The sequence below is a fragment of the Actinoplanes sp. SE50/110 genome (assembly GCF_900119315.1).
In the GTDB taxonomy this organism is placed as follows: Bacteria; Actinomycetota; Actinomycetes; order Mycobacteriales; family Micromonosporaceae; genus Actinoplanes.
This window is the reverse complement of record NZ_LT827010.1, coordinates 1,785,414-1,799,828: the sequence shown is the minus strand read 5'-3', so window position 1 is coordinate 1,799,828 and position 14,415 is coordinate 1,785,414. Positions and strand designations below refer to the sequence as shown.

General features: G+C 71.2%; 13 protein-coding genes. 6 read left to right on the top strand and 7 right to left on the bottom strand.

The genetic code is table 11. The features are described 5' to 3' along the window. Nucleotides 1-32: 32 nt before the first annotated feature. Complete coding sequence (locus ACSP50_RS08070) at nt 33-1,523, bottom strand: glycosyl hydrolase family 18 protein (RefSeq protein WP_014688667.1); 1,491 nt, start codon at nt 1,521-1,523, stop codon at nt 33-35. 170 nt (nt 1,524-1,693) lie between these two features. Here ACSP50_RS08070 and ACSP50_RS08065 point away from each other — a divergent pair, with 170 nt between their 5' ends. The 5 genes from ACSP50_RS08065 (at nt 1,694) to ACSP50_RS08045 (ending at nt 6,684) form a co-directional block, all read left to right on the top strand. After that, a complete protein-coding gene (locus tag ACSP50_RS08065; RefSeq protein WP_014688666.1) occupies nt 1,694-2,164 on the top strand; it encodes a glutathione peroxidase in 471 nt (156 codons plus the stop codon). Nucleotides 2,165-2,174: 10 nt separating this feature from the next. Then, nucleotides 2,175-2,852: a DUF429 domain-containing protein gene (locus ACSP50_RS08060; RefSeq protein ID WP_014688665.1), complete on the top strand. Its 678-nt coding sequence runs from the start codon at nt 2,175-2,177 to the stop codon at nt 2,850-2,852. A 96-nt stretch (nt 2,853-2,948) separates the two neighbouring features. Continuing rightward, nucleotides 2,949-4,802 carry an SCO2524 family protein gene (locus tag ACSP50_RS08055; RefSeq protein WP_014688664.1) on the top strand — a complete coding sequence of 618 codons (1,854 nt, stop codon included), beginning with the start codon at nt 2,949-2,951 and terminating at the stop codon, nt 4,800-4,802. Continuing rightward, nucleotides 4,802-5,707: an SCO2523 family variant P-loop protein gene (locus tag ACSP50_RS08050; RefSeq protein WP_014688663.1), complete on the top strand. Its 906-nt coding sequence runs from the start codon at nt 4,802-4,804 to the stop codon at nt 5,705-5,707. Before ACSP50_RS08055 ends, ACSP50_RS08050 begins: the two co-directional genes overlap by 1 nt. After that, nucleotides 5,704-6,684, top strand: coding sequence for an SCO2522 family protein (locus tag ACSP50_RS08045; RefSeq protein ID WP_014688662.1), 981 nt, complete (start codon nt 5,704-5,706; stop codon nt 6,682-6,684). The genes ACSP50_RS08050 and ACSP50_RS08045 overlap by 4 nt, the downstream gene beginning before the upstream one ends. Nucleotides 6,685-6,697: 13 nt before the next feature. On the opposite strand, the gene ACSP50_RS08040 is transcribed toward ACSP50_RS08045, so the two are convergent. Continuing rightward, nucleotides 6,698-7,657: a DUF6879 family protein gene (locus ACSP50_RS08040; protein WP_014688661.1), complete on the bottom strand. Its 960-nt coding sequence runs from the start codon at nt 7,655-7,657 to the stop codon at nt 6,698-6,700. Then, nucleotides 7,654-8,565, bottom strand: a complete 912-nt coding sequence (locus tag ACSP50_RS08035) for an SCO2521 family protein (RefSeq protein ID WP_231956886.1) — start codon at nt 8,563-8,565, stop codon at nt 7,654-7,656. Before ACSP50_RS08035 ends, ACSP50_RS08040 begins: the two co-directional genes overlap by 4 nt. Nucleotides 8,566-8,744: 179 nt before the next feature. On the opposite strand from ACSP50_RS08035, the gene ACSP50_RS08030 reads away from it, so the two are divergent. Continuing rightward, nucleotides 8,745-9,719 (top strand): FAD-dependent oxidoreductase, encoded by a 975-nt coding sequence (locus ACSP50_RS08030; protein WP_014688659.1) that lies wholly within the window; start codon nt 8,745-8,747, stop codon nt 9,717-9,719. Here the strand turns inward: ACSP50_RS08030 and ACSP50_RS08025 are convergent. The 4 genes from ACSP50_RS08025 to ACSP50_RS08010 all read right to left on the bottom strand — a co-directional run bounded on the left by ACSP50_RS08025 (nt 9,682) and on the right by ACSP50_RS08010 (nt 14,412). Then, nucleotides 9,682-10,455 carry a GNAT family N-acetyltransferase gene (locus tag ACSP50_RS08025; RefSeq protein WP_014688658.1) on the bottom strand — a complete coding sequence of 258 codons (774 nt, stop codon included), beginning with the start codon at nt 10,453-10,455 and terminating at the stop codon, nt 9,682-9,684. The genes ACSP50_RS08030 and ACSP50_RS08025 overlap by 38 nt on opposite strands. 196 nt (nt 10,456-10,651) lie before the next feature. Continuing rightward, nucleotides 10,652-11,416, bottom strand: a complete 765-nt coding sequence (gene proC / locus ACSP50_RS08020; RefSeq protein WP_052311882.1) for a pyrroline-5-carboxylate reductase — start codon at nt 11,414-11,416, stop codon at nt 10,652-10,654. A gap of 102 nt (nt 11,417-11,518) precedes the next feature. Beyond that, nucleotides 11,519-12,547 carry a 6-phosphofructokinase gene (locus ACSP50_RS08015; RefSeq protein ID WP_014688656.1) on the bottom strand — a complete coding sequence of 343 codons (1,029 nt, stop codon included), beginning with the start codon at nt 12,545-12,547 and terminating at the stop codon, nt 11,519-11,521. A 377-nt stretch (nt 12,548-12,924) separates the two neighbouring features. Next, on the bottom strand, nt 12,925-14,412 hold the full coding sequence (locus tag ACSP50_RS08010) for a DHA2 family efflux MFS transporter permease subunit (RefSeq protein WP_014688655.1): 1,488 nt from the start codon (nt 14,410-14,412) through the stop codon (nt 12,925-12,927). Nucleotides 14,413-14,415: the final 3 nt, after the last annotated feature.

The window sequence follows — 14,415 nt, the reverse complement described above, 5'->3', positions numbered from 1 at the left end:
GACGCCCGGTGCCCCTGTTTACCACTGGATGATCAGAGGTTGCCCTTGATCGCGGTGATCAGCTCACCGTTGCTGGTGTCACCGGAGAACTCCCAGAAGAAGGCGCCGCCGAGACCCTGGTTCTTCACGTAGGCCATCTTGCCCGCGATCGTCGCCGGGGTGTCGTAGCTCCACCAGTTGCCGCCGCAGAAGGCGTACGCGGTGCCGGCCACCGTGCCGGTCGCCGGGCAGCTGCCCTTGAGCACCTTGTAGTCCTCGATGCCGGCCTCGTAGGTGCCGGTGGCCGCCCCGGTGGCGGTGCCGCCCGGCGCCGCCTGGGTGACGCCGGTCCAGCCGCGGCCGTAGAAGCCCACGCCCAGCAGGATCTTGTTGGCCGGAACACCCTTGCTCTTCAGCTTCTGGATCGCCGCGTCCGAGTAGAAGCCGTCCTTCGGGATGCCGGTGTACGAGGTCAGCGGCGAGTGCGGGGCGGTCGGGCCCTTGGCGTCCCACGCGCCGAAGTAGTCGTAGGTCATCGGGAAGACCAGGTTCAGCTTCGCGATGCCGGACGCGTAGTCGGCCACGTCGAGCTTGCCGCCGTTGGAGCCGTCCGCCGAGATGGCGGAGGTGATCAGGAAGTTCGTGCCGAACCTGGTGCGCAGCGCGGTGATCACCTTGTTGTAGGCGTCCGGGCCGCTGGTGTCGCACTGCAGACCGCAGGCGTTCGGGTACTCCCAGTCGATGTCCATGCCGTCGAAGACATCGGCCCAGCGGGAGTCCTTGACCAGGTTGTAGCAGGAGTCGGCGAACGCGGCCGGGTTCGCGGCGGCCTGGGTGAAGCCGCCGGACCAGGTCCAGCCGCCGAACGACCAGATCACCTTGAGGTTCGGGTACTGCTTCTTGAGCTTGCGCAGCTGGTTGAACGAGCCGCGCAGGGCGCCCGCGTCCCAGGTGTCGGCGACGCCGTCGACACTCTCGGCCGCCGAGTAGGCGCGGTCGTAGTCGGCGTACGAGTCACCGATCGAGCACTGGCCGCCGGTGGTGTTGCCGAACGCGTACAGGATGTGCGTGAGCTTCGCGGCGGAGCCGGAGGTCACCAAATTCTTGACGTGGTAGTTGCGGCCGTACACGCCCCACTCGGCGAAGTAGCCGACGACGTTCTTGCCACCGGTGCCCGGGTTCGACGGGCTCGACGTGGTGGTCGACGGGCTGCTCGTCGGGGAGCTGGTCGGCGACACCGTCGGGGACACGGTCGGGGATGCGGTCGGGGAGGTGGTGGGAGTGGTCGTGCCACCACACGCGCCGCCGTCGGCCCAGACGTCCCACTGGCCGCTGTGCGTGGCCGGGGACTCGTTCTGGGTCCACCACTTGGCGGTGTAGTTATGACCGTTCTGTGAAGCGACGTTGTCCTTCACGTACGCGGTGCTGGCAGACCAGGCGGTGGCACACGCGGTGGCCGCGTTCGCCGACACGAGCGGGATCGAGGCCGAGGCGCCGATCACCACCGCACCGGCGAGCAGCGCCCGGCGGAGGGTTTTGCCCACGTGGGTCTCCTCTAATTCTTAGGAAACTTTCCAAAGGAAAAGTTAGAGAGACCGTAGTCACATCGATTAACACCAGTCAAGAGTGATGAAGACCTTTAAGCTCCCTTTAACAGAGCCCAGGGGATGAACACGGCGTGCATTCGCACGGCTACACCGCGTAGGCTCTCGTCATGACCATCTTCGACGTCGACATTGACGCACTCACCGGCGGCACGACCGATTTGGACCGCTACCGCGGATCGGTGCTCCTGGTGGTCAATGTGGCCTCGCGCTGCGGACTGACCCCGCAGTACGACAAGTTGCAGCCCCTCTACGACACCTACCGCGACCGCGGCCTGGTCGTGCTCGGCGCCCCCTGTGACCAGTTCGGCCACCAGGAGCCCGGCACCGCCACCGAGATCGACGAATTCTGCCGGGCCACCTACGGCGTCACGTTCCCGATGACCGCGAAGATCGAGGTGAACGGCGCCGGCCGGCACCCGCTCTATCAGGGACTCGTCGGCGACGGCCCGGACATCCAGTGGAACTTCGAGAAGTTCGTGGTCGCCCCGGACGGCACGGTCGCCGCCCGCTTCGCGCCCGGGGTCGAACCCGACGACCCGGAGCTCGTCGCGACCATCGAGAAGCTGCTGCCCCACTGAGTGCAGCGCGATGAGCATCCATGTGATCGGGGTCGACGCGTACGCGCTCGGCTGGGTCGGGGTCGAGCTCCGCGACGGCGCCTTCGGGCGCGCGGTGCTCGCCTCGACGCTCTACGAGATCGTCGCGGGCAGCTCGGGCGCCGCGGTGATCGGCGTCGACATCCCCCTCGGCATGCTGCCCGACCGCTGGCGGGCCGCCGACACGCTGGCCGCCGACCAGCTCGGCCCCCGGCGCGGCAGCGTCTTCCGGGTGCCGCCGCGCGCGGTCTGGGCGGAGCCGGACTTCGCGGCCGCCAACCGGCTCTGCCGCGAGCTGACCGGCGCCGGGCTCAGCCGTCAGTCCTGGGCGCTGCGGCCCAAGCTGCTGGAGGCGAACGCGATCTGGGAACGCCACCCGGGCCTGCTCTTCGAGGCCCACCCGGAGGTCTCCTTCCGCACCATGGCCGGCGAGCCGCTGCCGTACGCCAAGAAGACCTGGAGCGGCCAGTCGCGTCGCCGGGAACTGCTGGCCCGGCACGGCATCACCCTGCCGGACCGGCTCGGCCCGGCCGGGCAGGCGCCCCCCGACGACATCCTGGACGCGGCCGCGGTCGCCTGGACCGCCCACCGCGTCGCCACCGGCACCGCACTGTCCTTCCCCAGCCCGCCCGAGGAGGACAACGGCTCCAAGATCGCTATCTACTACTAGACGCCCTGCCGTACGGGATGGTGCTTTTCGGCCATTCCCGTACCTGGCGTCGGGTTTATAAACTGGCTCCGGGAGCTAGTGAATAGGTGGTCGCCGATGAGGGTCCAGCCACGGCAGCAGCTGCTGGAGATCTGGCAGGCGGTGCTCGACTACTCGTTCCGGGACGGCCGATGGCACTGGGGCGGCCGCGACGGGCGCAATTCGATCAGCGACGCCGAGCAGCTGCTCTGCATTCTCGGCCCGGCCACCACGATCCGGGCGTTCACCCTGGACCAGCCGGATCGGGTGGAGGACGACGTGCTGGACGCGATGCGCGCGCTCGGCGGCCGGCTGGACATCCCGATCACCCTGCTCCGGGTCGTCGAGGAGTATCTGACGACGTACACCGACGCGACCGGCACCCCGACCTTCGCGGCCGAGGGCTACTTCCGGGTCGCCGAGACGCAGGAGGAGAAGCCCAGTCCCGAGCAGCTGGCCCAGCCGGTGGTCGACTCGTTCGCCATCTCGCTCTCGCTGTCGCTGGCCATCATCGGTTTCGCCCGCCAGTTCCGGAGCAATCTGAAACGCCGCAGCGCCCGCGCCGACATCGACAAGCTCGAGGCGATGGCCAGCAAGCGGCTGACCGCCGCGATGATCGGCCTGCTGCGCAGCTTCACGGTGGACATCTTCGAGGTGGACTCCCGCGAGGGCCGCGCCCTGGTCCGCACGGTGAACCAGCGCGGGCTGGCCACCCGCCGGATCGTGCCGCTGATCCAGGAGTCGCTGCAGGAGATCCGGGCCAGCCTGCGGGACGTCACGATGGGTTCCGGCGCCGGCCTGGCCGACGACCTGGACCACCCGGACCGACTGTTCGAGTGCGGCTGGAGCTGGGGCGTGGTCCGCGACGCGCCGGCGATCGTGACCAGCGAGAAGGTCGGCGATCAGCCCGCCGGTTTCGCCGAGCCGGCACCGTACATCTACTTCACCGCGCTCGCCCTGGACGCCATCGAGACGCTGCTCTCCCCGCGGACCCGGCAGCTCGGCCTGCTCAACGAGGAGCAGCTGCGCCTGTCCCAGGGGCTGCAGCTGCGCTGGGACCTCACCCAGTCGTACTGGTCGACGATCGCCACCGCGAACATCGGCGGTGCCCGCTGGCCCCTGGAGGACATCCCCTGGCAGCGCATCACCGAGAACGAGTCGGAGTACTACAGCCTGCACGTCTCCTCGATCGTGGTGCAGGACCTGGTCCGCAAGCGGGCCCGGGACGTCGATCTGGACCGGGTCGGCCTGGTCCTGGAGGAGCTGGCGAACCGGTCGCGGATCACCCGCCGGGTCTACGCCGGGGACAAGTCCTATCAGGTGCACGCGCCGGGCTTCCCGATCGAGCTGGGGGGCAGCGACGCCGACATCGGCCCGGCCCTCACGTGGTATCTGTCGGATTTCGCACCGCTGCTGCTCAAGCGGACGATCAGCCTGGCCGGCCTGCTCGGCGACCCGGATCTGCGCGGCCGGATGCTGGAGCTGGCCGACGAGATCTGGGGACAGCTGGACAGCCGGCGGCTGCCCGGTGAGCGCCGGCGCGGGCTCTGGGACCAGCCCAGCCTGGTCTTCGAGGACTACGACGTCCGGTACGACGCGCCGTCCTGGTATCACACCAAGCGGGTGGTCGACTGCCTGGTGACCGCGGCCGAGGTGCTCAGCTCGCCGCCACTGCGCAGCACCCGGCTCACCGACCATGCCGGTGACCTGCTCAGCGAGGCCGACCATCTCTACGACCAGGAGCTGCTGCAGGGCTCACCGAACGGGGGTCAGGCGATGCGCACCGAGTTGCAGGAGCTGCAGTCCCGGCTCCAGCGCGCCCGGTCCGTCCTGGACGAGAAGCCGGGCACCGCGGCCGCGCTCGCCAGTGACGTGCTGCTGCGCCTGGACCGGTTCGCCGCGGCCCGCAGCGACCTCGACGGCGAGTCGTGATGCTGGTCTTCGCGACCTCCGACAAGGGGGGCACCGGGCGTTCGGTCACCACCAGCAACGTGGCCTACCAGTGCGCGCTGGGCGGCCACGACGTCTGCTACCTGGATTTCGACTTCGGGTCGCCGACCGCCGGCGCGGTTTTCGACGTGGACACCGGCAAGCTCGTGGTGGACGGCGGCGGCCTGCACTCCTACCTGCTGGGCACGGTGGCCGACCCGCACCGCTGCGACGTGTTCGCCGATTCGGAGCGGCTGAGCATGCGGGAGCGGCCGCTGGGCGCGGGCCGGCTGACCCTGCTGCCCGGCGACAGCGGCGGCGGCGAGTTCCCCAGCACCCCGGAGATGATCCGTCGCTGCAAGGAACTGCTGGTCCGGCTGGATCAGGAGTTCGACGTGGTGTTCGTGGATCTGAGCGCCGGCCGGTCGTACGCGTTGCAGATGGCGCTCGCCGCGATGGCCGGCGTGCAGCCCGCGCCGACCACCCGCTGGTTGGTCTACCACCGCTGGACCCAGCAGCACATCCAGGCGGCGGCCAGCCTGGTCTACGGCGAGCACGGCATCCTGGCCACCGGACTGACCCTGGGCCACGACCGGGAGCGACTGCTCGGCCAGCTGCGGTTCGTCCGGACGGCGATGGTCAGCCCAGCCGCGCAGGGCCTCACCGCGGAGCAGGCCGCCTGGGTCAAGGACTGGAACGGTGACCTGCAGAACCTCGCCCGGGAGCGCGGCGCCGGCGCGCTCTACCTGCTCGGCTCGGTGCCGCTGGACCCGGTGCTGCAGTGGCGCGAGCAGCTGATCACCAACCACGACCTGACGGTCAGCCGGATCGCCAACCGGGCCACCGCCGACGCCTTCGCCGAGCTGGCCCAGCTGATCGTCGACGACGACGTGTGGGACGACCGGTGACCGGCCCGCAGGCACACTACGAGGAGCGGTCGGCGCAGCCGCGCGTCGAGCAGTTGCCGCTGGCGCACCTCTCGATCGAGCTGGGCCACCTGTACAAGGAGGATTTCGCCGGCGGCATCGAGCAGTTCCGCCGGCACTTCCGGCAGATCCGGCCGTACGTGGCCGCCGCGCGGGACCGCCTGGCCGGCATGCTCGAGCCCGGGCGCACGCCCCGGGTCAGCACCTGCTTCATGATCGACGACTACTTCGACCGGTTCGAGGATCCACCGGCCGCGGTCGTCGACGAGCTGGTCAAGGCCGCCGCGGAGAACGATCTCACGATCGACTACCTGGCCCGGGAGGCGGGCTGCGCCCGGGCCGGCGAGGTCAGCCCGGCCGAGCTGGTCCTGGACCGCCTGGTCGCCGACCCGCCGCCCGGCACCGACGGGGTGTGGCAGCCGCCGCAGGAGAGTGGCTGGCTGACCAACGGCGACTGGCCGCCGGGCGCCGCGGCGCCGCCCGCGATGAGCGCGCGCACCGGCCCGGCCCGGCCGACCGAGAACGCGCGCAACCGGCATTCCGTCTTCTTCGCCGTGGAGATCTTCTCGACGGTGTCCGGCTCGCGGCTCTGGGCCTGCCCCCACCTGGCCGCGGTGTGGCAGCTGATGCGTCTGGGCCTGTTGCGCCACCACGGGCGCCCGGTGGCCCCGGCCCGGCCCGCCGGGGAGATCCCGGCCACCTGGGCCGAGATGCCGGCGGTGCTGCAGCTCAACGCGGCCGCCGCGCCGTTCCACGCGTACCGGACGCACTCGGTCCTGGCCCGCCGGTTCCTCAACATCGAGACCGCGGTGGGCATCGTGCTCAGCCAGGTCGCGGTCGACGAGGAGGTGCGGCTGCAGGTCGCCCGCCGGGCGGCGGGTGAGGGCTTCGCCCTGTCCGACAACCTTCTCGAGCGGATCGCGTACGTCTTCGACGGCGAGACGGCCCGCCTGGTCTGAGCGCCGCGCCCGGTCAGCGCGGCCGGGCCGCCTCCCACAGCTGACTGAACCGGTCGCGCCGCTCCTCGACCCGGCTCGGCCGCAGCACCAGCCGGGTGTTCACCACGATCGGCGGGGCGCTCTCGTCGATCCACGAGCCGGTGGTCACCTCGTAGCCGATCACCCCGTCGAACAGGATGAAGTCGAACAGCGACGTCCGGCGCAGCTGGCCGGCCGCGGCGGAGTCGAGCACCCGCACCTCCACGCCGATGTCCGCGTGCTGCCGGTACACCTCGTCGAGCCGGTCGGCGCCCTGCGGGTCGGGCCGGTCCAGGATGAAGATCCGGCGGACCCGGACGCCGCGCTGCACCGCCTCCCGCTGCGCGTCCAGATAGCGCTGCCCGAGGTCGGTGGACCACATCCCGCCGCCGTCGACGGTGGTCAGGCTGGTGGCGTCGATGCACTTCTCGGCCGAGCAGGTCAGGCCGAGCAGCCAGTCCCGGTCCTCCCCGTCGTAGATGGCCTCGCCGCCGTCGCCGAGCTCCTTGAGGAACTCGGCCATCCGGTGCAGTTCCCGCTGGGCCAGCCGGTGGGCCAGCGCGGAGGAGTTCGGTCCGATCCGGGTGGAGTGGCGGATCAGCTGGCTGAGCACCTCGGTCTGCACCATCGAGTCCTCCATCAGCCCGTACAGCTCGGTGGCCTCGCTGATCGCCCGGAACCGCTCGTCGACGCACTCGCGGATCTGCCGAGCCTGGTCCCGCTGACCGATCTGGACCTCGCGCAGCCGGCTCTCGAAGTCGACGAGGAATTGCACGACCAGTGCGGAGCCGCCGATCAGCACGGACAGGGTGACCGACAGTATCGGGTCCTGGTGGGCCAGGTTGGTCAGGGCGAAGGCGACGCCACCGGTGATCAGCGCGACGCCGACCTTGCGCACCACCTCGGACACGCCTCGCTCGCCGGGGTCGCCGTTGGTGGCGGACAGCCGGTTCACGACGCCGCCGATCCGGTCAGCCGGCCCAGCTCCCGCAGGGTGCTCAGCGCGAGGTGGTCGCGGATGCGCTGCACGGTGGCGGTCCACTGCCGGCCGAAGCCCGCATGCCGCTCCAGCTCGTCCCAGAACCGGCGGGTGGTGACCTCCAGCCGGGCGCCCGGCATCCAGAGGTGCAGCAGGTGGTCGAGGGCCGGCCGGATCCGGTCCAGCGCGGCCGGCGCGCGCGGGCCGCTCAGCGGCGCCCGGGCCACCATGCCGGTCAGCGTGGTCAGCAGCCAGTCGTGCAACGCCAGGTCCTCGCAGAGGGCCACCACGCCGGGCAGCGCGTCCTCGTCCCGGGTGTGCACCCGGACGGTGCGGCGGCCCTCGCCCTCCACGGTGAACCGGACGCTGTCCGGCTGGGTGTCGCCGAGCATCGCCGTCCAGCGCAGCGTGATCCGCCCGCTGCGGAACGGCACCCGGGAGTCGATCATCGAGCTGCCCCGGACCCGTTCCGCGGTGTGCCCGGCGATCGCCCCGAGGTTGAGCAGCGGCGAGACGGGCGTGGTGGCGAGGTACGCCTCGGCGGTGTCCCGCTCCCGGTGTTTCCCGACGATCTCGACGGTGTGGGGTCGGGCCAGATAGTGCGACCAGGGGAGCCGCCTGTTCTGCTCGCTGCGCACCGCCGTGGTGCGGGCCGAGGACTGCAACACGTGACCGCCGACCAGCAACGCCCGGGTGGTGACCGTCCCGATCGCCCGGGCCGTGCGCCGGGCGCCGATCGGGACCTGGCAATCCACGCCGGTCAGCCGGTCCGGTGAGACCACGTACGGCATCGGGCGGTCGGTCCGCAGCACCTGCGCCCCGGTGGTCAGGGCGAGCAGTCGCACCCCGACGTCGGCCGGGAGGGCCGCGGACGTCGGTAACAAGGAAGTGAGCACCTCACCCAGAACCAGCATGTCCCCCGCCGCCGTCGATCGGAGACTCCTCCAGGAGTCGATTGGACCGCACGACCATCGATCGCGCAATGTCCCCGTATTGTCACCTTACGCATCCGGATCCACTGTCGATCGTCGATCCTTTCGCCCGGTTCGTCTACGCTGGACCGATGAGCCAGCGCGCGGACGTGGTCGTCATCGGCGCCGGGGTCTCCGGTCTGACCAGCGCTCTGTGCCTCGCCGAGGCGGGGTTCGGGGTGCGCGTGCACAGCGCCGATCCGCCGGGGCGCACCACGTCCTGCGCGGCCGGCGCGATCTGGGGTCCACACCTGGTGGCTCACGAGCGGGCGCTCGGCTGGGCGCTGCGCTCCCTGGCCGTGTTCCGCGACCTGGCCGCCGACCCGCGGACCGGGGTGCGGCTGGTCGACGGCGTCGAGGCCAGCCGGGGCGACCTGGTGACGCCGCGCCCCGGGGCCGGCCCGGACGACGTGCGCCGCTGTGACCCGGCGACGCTGCCGCCCGGTTTCACCAACGGCTGGCGCTACCGGGTGCCGCTGATCGACATGAGCCGCTACCTCGACCACCTGTGCGCCCGGCTGGCCGGGTTCGGCGTCGAGATGACGATCGGCGAGCCGGTCACCGCGGCCGCCCTGCCGGGCTTCGGGCCGGTGGTGGTGAACTGCACCGGTCTGGGCGCTCGCGACCTCATCCCCGGCGACCCGGTCGCCCCGGTCCGCGGCGACCTGCTGGTCACCGGGAATCCCGGCATCACCGAGTTCTTCGTCGAGCACGACGACGACGCGGACGGCCTGACCACCTACGTGCTGCCGCAGGGCGACCGGGTGATGCTGGGCGGCAGTCGGCGCACCGGGGATTACTCGACCCTGCCGGAGCCGGCGGCGGCCCGGGCGATCCTGGACCGCTGCACGGCGGCCGAGCCGCGCCTGGCCGGCGTCCAAGTCCTGCGTCATCACGTGGGGCTGCGCCCGGTGCGCGACCGGGTCCGGATCGGGCCGGACGAGACCCACCCGCACGTGATCCACAACTACGGGCACGGCGGCGGCGGGGTCACCCTCTCCTGGGGCTGTGCTCAGGAGGTCGTCGCGGTCACTGCGGCCGCAGCACGTACCATCCGTCCGCGCTGAAACCGGTCACCCGGTAACCGGAGCCGAGCGCCTTCTGGAAGCCGGCGCGCACGCCGATCCGCCAGGTGCGGGCCAGGTCCGGGTCCTTGGTGCGCAGCGCGTCGATGTCGGCCGGGGTGGGCACCAGCAGCACCGCGCCGTCCTCGACCGGGAGCAGGGCCACCGACGACCGGCCGAAGTCCCAGAATCCGGGGTCGAACGGCGCGTCGACGGGCGCCAGCCCCGGCGCCGGGCGGCCGGCGCCGAACTCCCAGGCCACCACCAGGCGGTCGGTGTCGTCCCCGTCGTTCACCCCGTCGGTCAGGCTGCCGTACAGGTTCCGCCGGTACGACTGCACGGTGACCGGGAACTTGGTGAGGTAGAAGTACGCGTTGCGCCGGACCAGCGGATCGAAGGTCCACTGGATGCTGGACAGACCCTCGGCGACCGCCCAGTCCCGCTCATGCTCCATCAGGCGGTAGCCCAGCCCGAGGTTCTGCTGGCCGGGGAGCACCCCGGCGATGTGCAGATGCAGATGGTCCGGGCCGCGGAAGGCGACCGCCGCGCCGACCATCTCGCCCTGCACGAAGATCCCGGCCACGTAGTTGCGGGCCATCGCCATGGCACACAGGGTGGACGCGTTGATCAGGTCGAGCGCGTTCTCCGCGCCCCAGGCCCGGCACAGCACGCCGACCGCAGCCTCGAATTCGTCCATCTGGTCGAGTTCGCGGATCTCCGGACGCGGGCTGGCAGCCATGACGAATCACCACAGTCACTCGGACGACAACACAGTGGAACCGCGCCAGCCTAATGGCAGCCGGAGCGCGCGGCGAGAGCTGTTCACACGAACGTAACTGCTGGCTATGTGCCCAGTTCACGCTGCGTACGAACCCATCTCCCCAACGTAACTCACCAGGGGAAATAGAGGTTACGAAAGCCGCGGACCGGACAATTCACCCAGCGAGCTCGGCCGCCCGGTCCCGGGCCGCCTCCAGCGCCGCGAGCAGTGCCGCGCGCACCCCGTGCCGCTCCAGCTCGCGCAGCGCCGCGGCGGTCGTCCCGGCCGGCGAGGTGACCGCCTCGCGCAGCAGCACCGGATGCTCCCCCGAGTCGCGCAGCATCGCCGCGGAACCGGCCGCGGTCTGCACGATCAGCCGATGCGCGACCGCCCGGGGCAGCCCGAGCAGCACGCCGGCGTCGATCATCGCCTCGGCGATCAGGTAGAAGTACGCCGGGCCGGAGCCGGACAGCGCGGTGACCGCGTCCTGCTGGTACTCCGGGACCCGGACGGTCGCGCCGAGCGGCCGGAACAGCTCCTCGGCGGCGTCCAGGTGCTCGCCGGTCGCATGCGCGCCCGCGGAGAGAGCCGTCATCGCCTCGCCGACCAGGGCCGGGGTGTTGGTCATCACCCGGATCACCGGGGTGTCGGCGGGCAGCCGGCCGGCGAAGAAGCCGGTGGTCAGGCCGGCGCACAGGGAGACCACGAGCGTGCCGGGGGACAGTTCCGGCGCGATCTCGTCGAGCAGCGGGCCGGCGTCCTGCGGTTTCACGCCGACCACCACGATGCCGGCGCGCCCGGCGGCCGCGGTGTTGCCGGCCAGCGTCACGCCGTACTTGCCGGTCAGCTCCGCGCCGCGGGCCGGGCGCCGGGCGGTGACCACGATCCGGTCGGCCGGCCATCCGGACCGGAGCAGGCCGGCCAGCACGGCCTCGCCCATCTTGCCGGTGCCGAGCAACGCGACGGTCTGCTGAGCCACAACGATCTCCCCAGAGGTGGCACGATGCCGGGGACGGTGACCGCCCCCGGCATCGATGATGGATCAGTTGCCGAAGAAGACCTCGGCCTCTTCGTACCGCGACAGCGGGACGGTCTTCAGCTCGCCGGTGCCCTCGATCAGCGGGACCCGGACGATGTCGGTGCCGCGCAGCGCCATCATCTTGCCGAAGTCGCCCTCGTGCACGGCGTCGATCGCCTGCAGGCCGAAGCGGGTGGAGAGCACCCGGTCGAACGCGGTCGGGGTGCCGCCGCGCTGGATGTGACCGAGGACGACCGTGCGGGCCTCCTTGCCGGTCTTCTCCTCCAGCTGCTCGGCCAGCCACTGGCCGATGCCGCCGAGGCGGACGTGGCCGAAGCTGTCCAGCTCCTGGTTGTGCAGCACCATCTGGCCGTCGAGCGGCTGGGCGCCCTCGGCGACGACCACGATCGGCGCGTACTCCACCTGGAAGCGCTTGGTCACGTACGTCGCGACCTGCTCGACGTCGAACTTGCGCTCCGGCAGCAGGATGACGTTGGCGCCACCGGCGAGACCGGCGTGCAGCGCGATCCAGCCGGCGTGCCGGCCCATGACCTCGACGACCAGGGTGCGGTGGTGCGACTCGGCGGTGGTGTGCAGCCGGTCGATGGCCTCCATCGCGATGTTGACCGCGGTGTCGAAGCCGAAGGTGAAGTCGGTGGCGTTCAGGTCGTTGTCGATCGTCTTCGGCACGCCGACCACGTTGACGCCCAGGTCGTGCAGCTTGGTCGCGACGCCGAGGGTGTCCTCGCCGCCGATCGCGACCAGCGCGTCGACACCCTGCTCAGCCAGGTTGGCCTTGATCCGCTCGACGCCACCCTCGATCTTGAAGGGGTTGGTGCGCGAGGAGCCCAGGATGGTGCCGCCGCGCGGCAGGATGCCCCGGACCTCCGCGATGCCCAGCGGCTTCGTCAGACCCTCCAGCGGACCCTTCCAGCCGTCGCGGAAGCCGACGAACTCGTGGCCGTAAGCGGTGACGCCCTTGCGCACCACGGCACGGATGACCGCGTTGAGACCGGGGCAGTCGCCGCCACCGGTGAGCACGCCGATACGCATGTTTCTCCTCGTCCTTCCCCTTGCGGGTAGCGAGATGCAGATAGCCCGTGAGAATCCCCGGGAGCGTCTTCGTCGGCAGCGTTGCCGGCCCGGGGCGAGCCGCGACCAAACTCTAGTCTCCGCCCGCCGGGCTGCTGAACGCGCCCCTTCCCGATCAGAGCAACGACGCGACCCTGCTCGGGGCCTCGGCCTGCTCGCCGAGCAGGGTTTACCGGCCGGAAGGATCAAGTTCCGCGAACGGATGTCGTGCGCTGCGGCCGATGACCGGCCGCCGGCGCGGCCGGAACGCATCGCCCTACCACCCGTGGGTGGTCACGGAAAATGCGGAAGGCCCCCGGCTGCGGACAGCCGGGGGCCTTCTTCTCGCACCGGGTTCGTCAGTGCGCCATCGCGGGCGGGGCGTCCGGGTCGACGTCGAGCGGGCCGGTCCGGAACAGCACCAGCGCGACGACCGCGGCCAGGACGAAGAAGCCGGCCGACCACCAGAACACCGTGTGGTAGCTCTCGATCTGGGCCTGCAGTTGCAGCAGCTGGCTGGGCTGCTTGCCCTTCGCATAGTCGGTGGCGGCGGTGGCCGCGAACGAGCTGAGCAGCGCGGTGCCGATCGAGCCGCCGATCTGCTGCACCGTGTTGATCATCGCGGAGGCGACGCCGGCGTCGCGGTGCTCGACGCCGGAGGTGGCGGCGTTCTGCGTGGGTGCGAAGACCAGGCCGAGGCCGAGACCGATGACGATCAGGCCGGGCAGGACCCCGGAAGCGTACGTGGAGTCCAGGTCCAGTCGGGTGAGCAGGAGCAGGCCGCCGGCCGCGACCAGGGCGCCGAGCGGGACCAGCGGGCGCGGGCCGACCTTCGGGGCCAGGATGGAGCCGGCCGTGGTCGCGGTCAGCATCACCGAGCCGAGCATCGGCAGGAACGCCAGGCCGGTCTTCACCGGGGTGAAGTGCAGCACGACGGCCAGGTAATAGGTGAGGAACAGGAAGATGCCGAACATGCCGGCGCCGGCGATCGCGATCGAGGCGTACGAGCCGCCGCGGTTGCGGTCCAGGACGACGCGCAGCGGCAGCAGCGGGTGCTCGACGCGGCGCTCGATCAGCACGAAGAGGATCAGGGCGACGACGCCGACGATGATCGGGCCGAGGGTCCCGCGGGCCGTCCAGCCGTCGGTCTCCGCCTTGCCCAGACCGTAGACGAGGCCGACCAGGCCGACCACGGCGGCGATGGTGCCGGGCACGTCGATCCGGCCGTGCGCGCCGGACGGCTCGTCCTTGAGCTTCAGCATCGCGCCGGCCACCGCGAGGGCGGCGATCACCAGGTTGACGTAGAGGCACCAGCGCCAGGACACGTACTCGGTGAGCACGCCGCCGAGCAGCAGGCCGATGCCGCCGCCGGCGCCGGAGATGGCGCCGAAGATGCCGAACGCCTTGCCGCGCTCGGCCGGCTCGGTGAACGTGGTGGACAGCAGCGAGAGCGCGGCCGGGGCCAGCGCCGCGCCGAACGCGCCCTGCAGCGCGCGGGCCACGATCAGCATCTCCAGGCCGTTGGCGGCGCCGCCGAGAGCGGACGCCGAGGCGAAGCCGATCAGGCCGATGAGGAACATCCGCTTGCGGCCGAAGAAGTCGGAGAGCCGGCCGCCGAGCAGCAGCAGGCTGCCGAAGGCGAGCGCGTATCCGGTGACCACCCACTGGCGGTCGGCGTTCGAGAAGTGCAGCGAGGCCTGCGCGGTGGGCAGCGCGATGTTCACGATCGTGGCGTCGAGCACCACCATCAGCTGCGCCAGGGAGAGCACCACCAGCGCCCACCAGCGGCCGGTGTCGGCCGACGCCTCACGTCCGGCTTTCCGGGGTCGATCAAGAAGGGTGCTCATCAC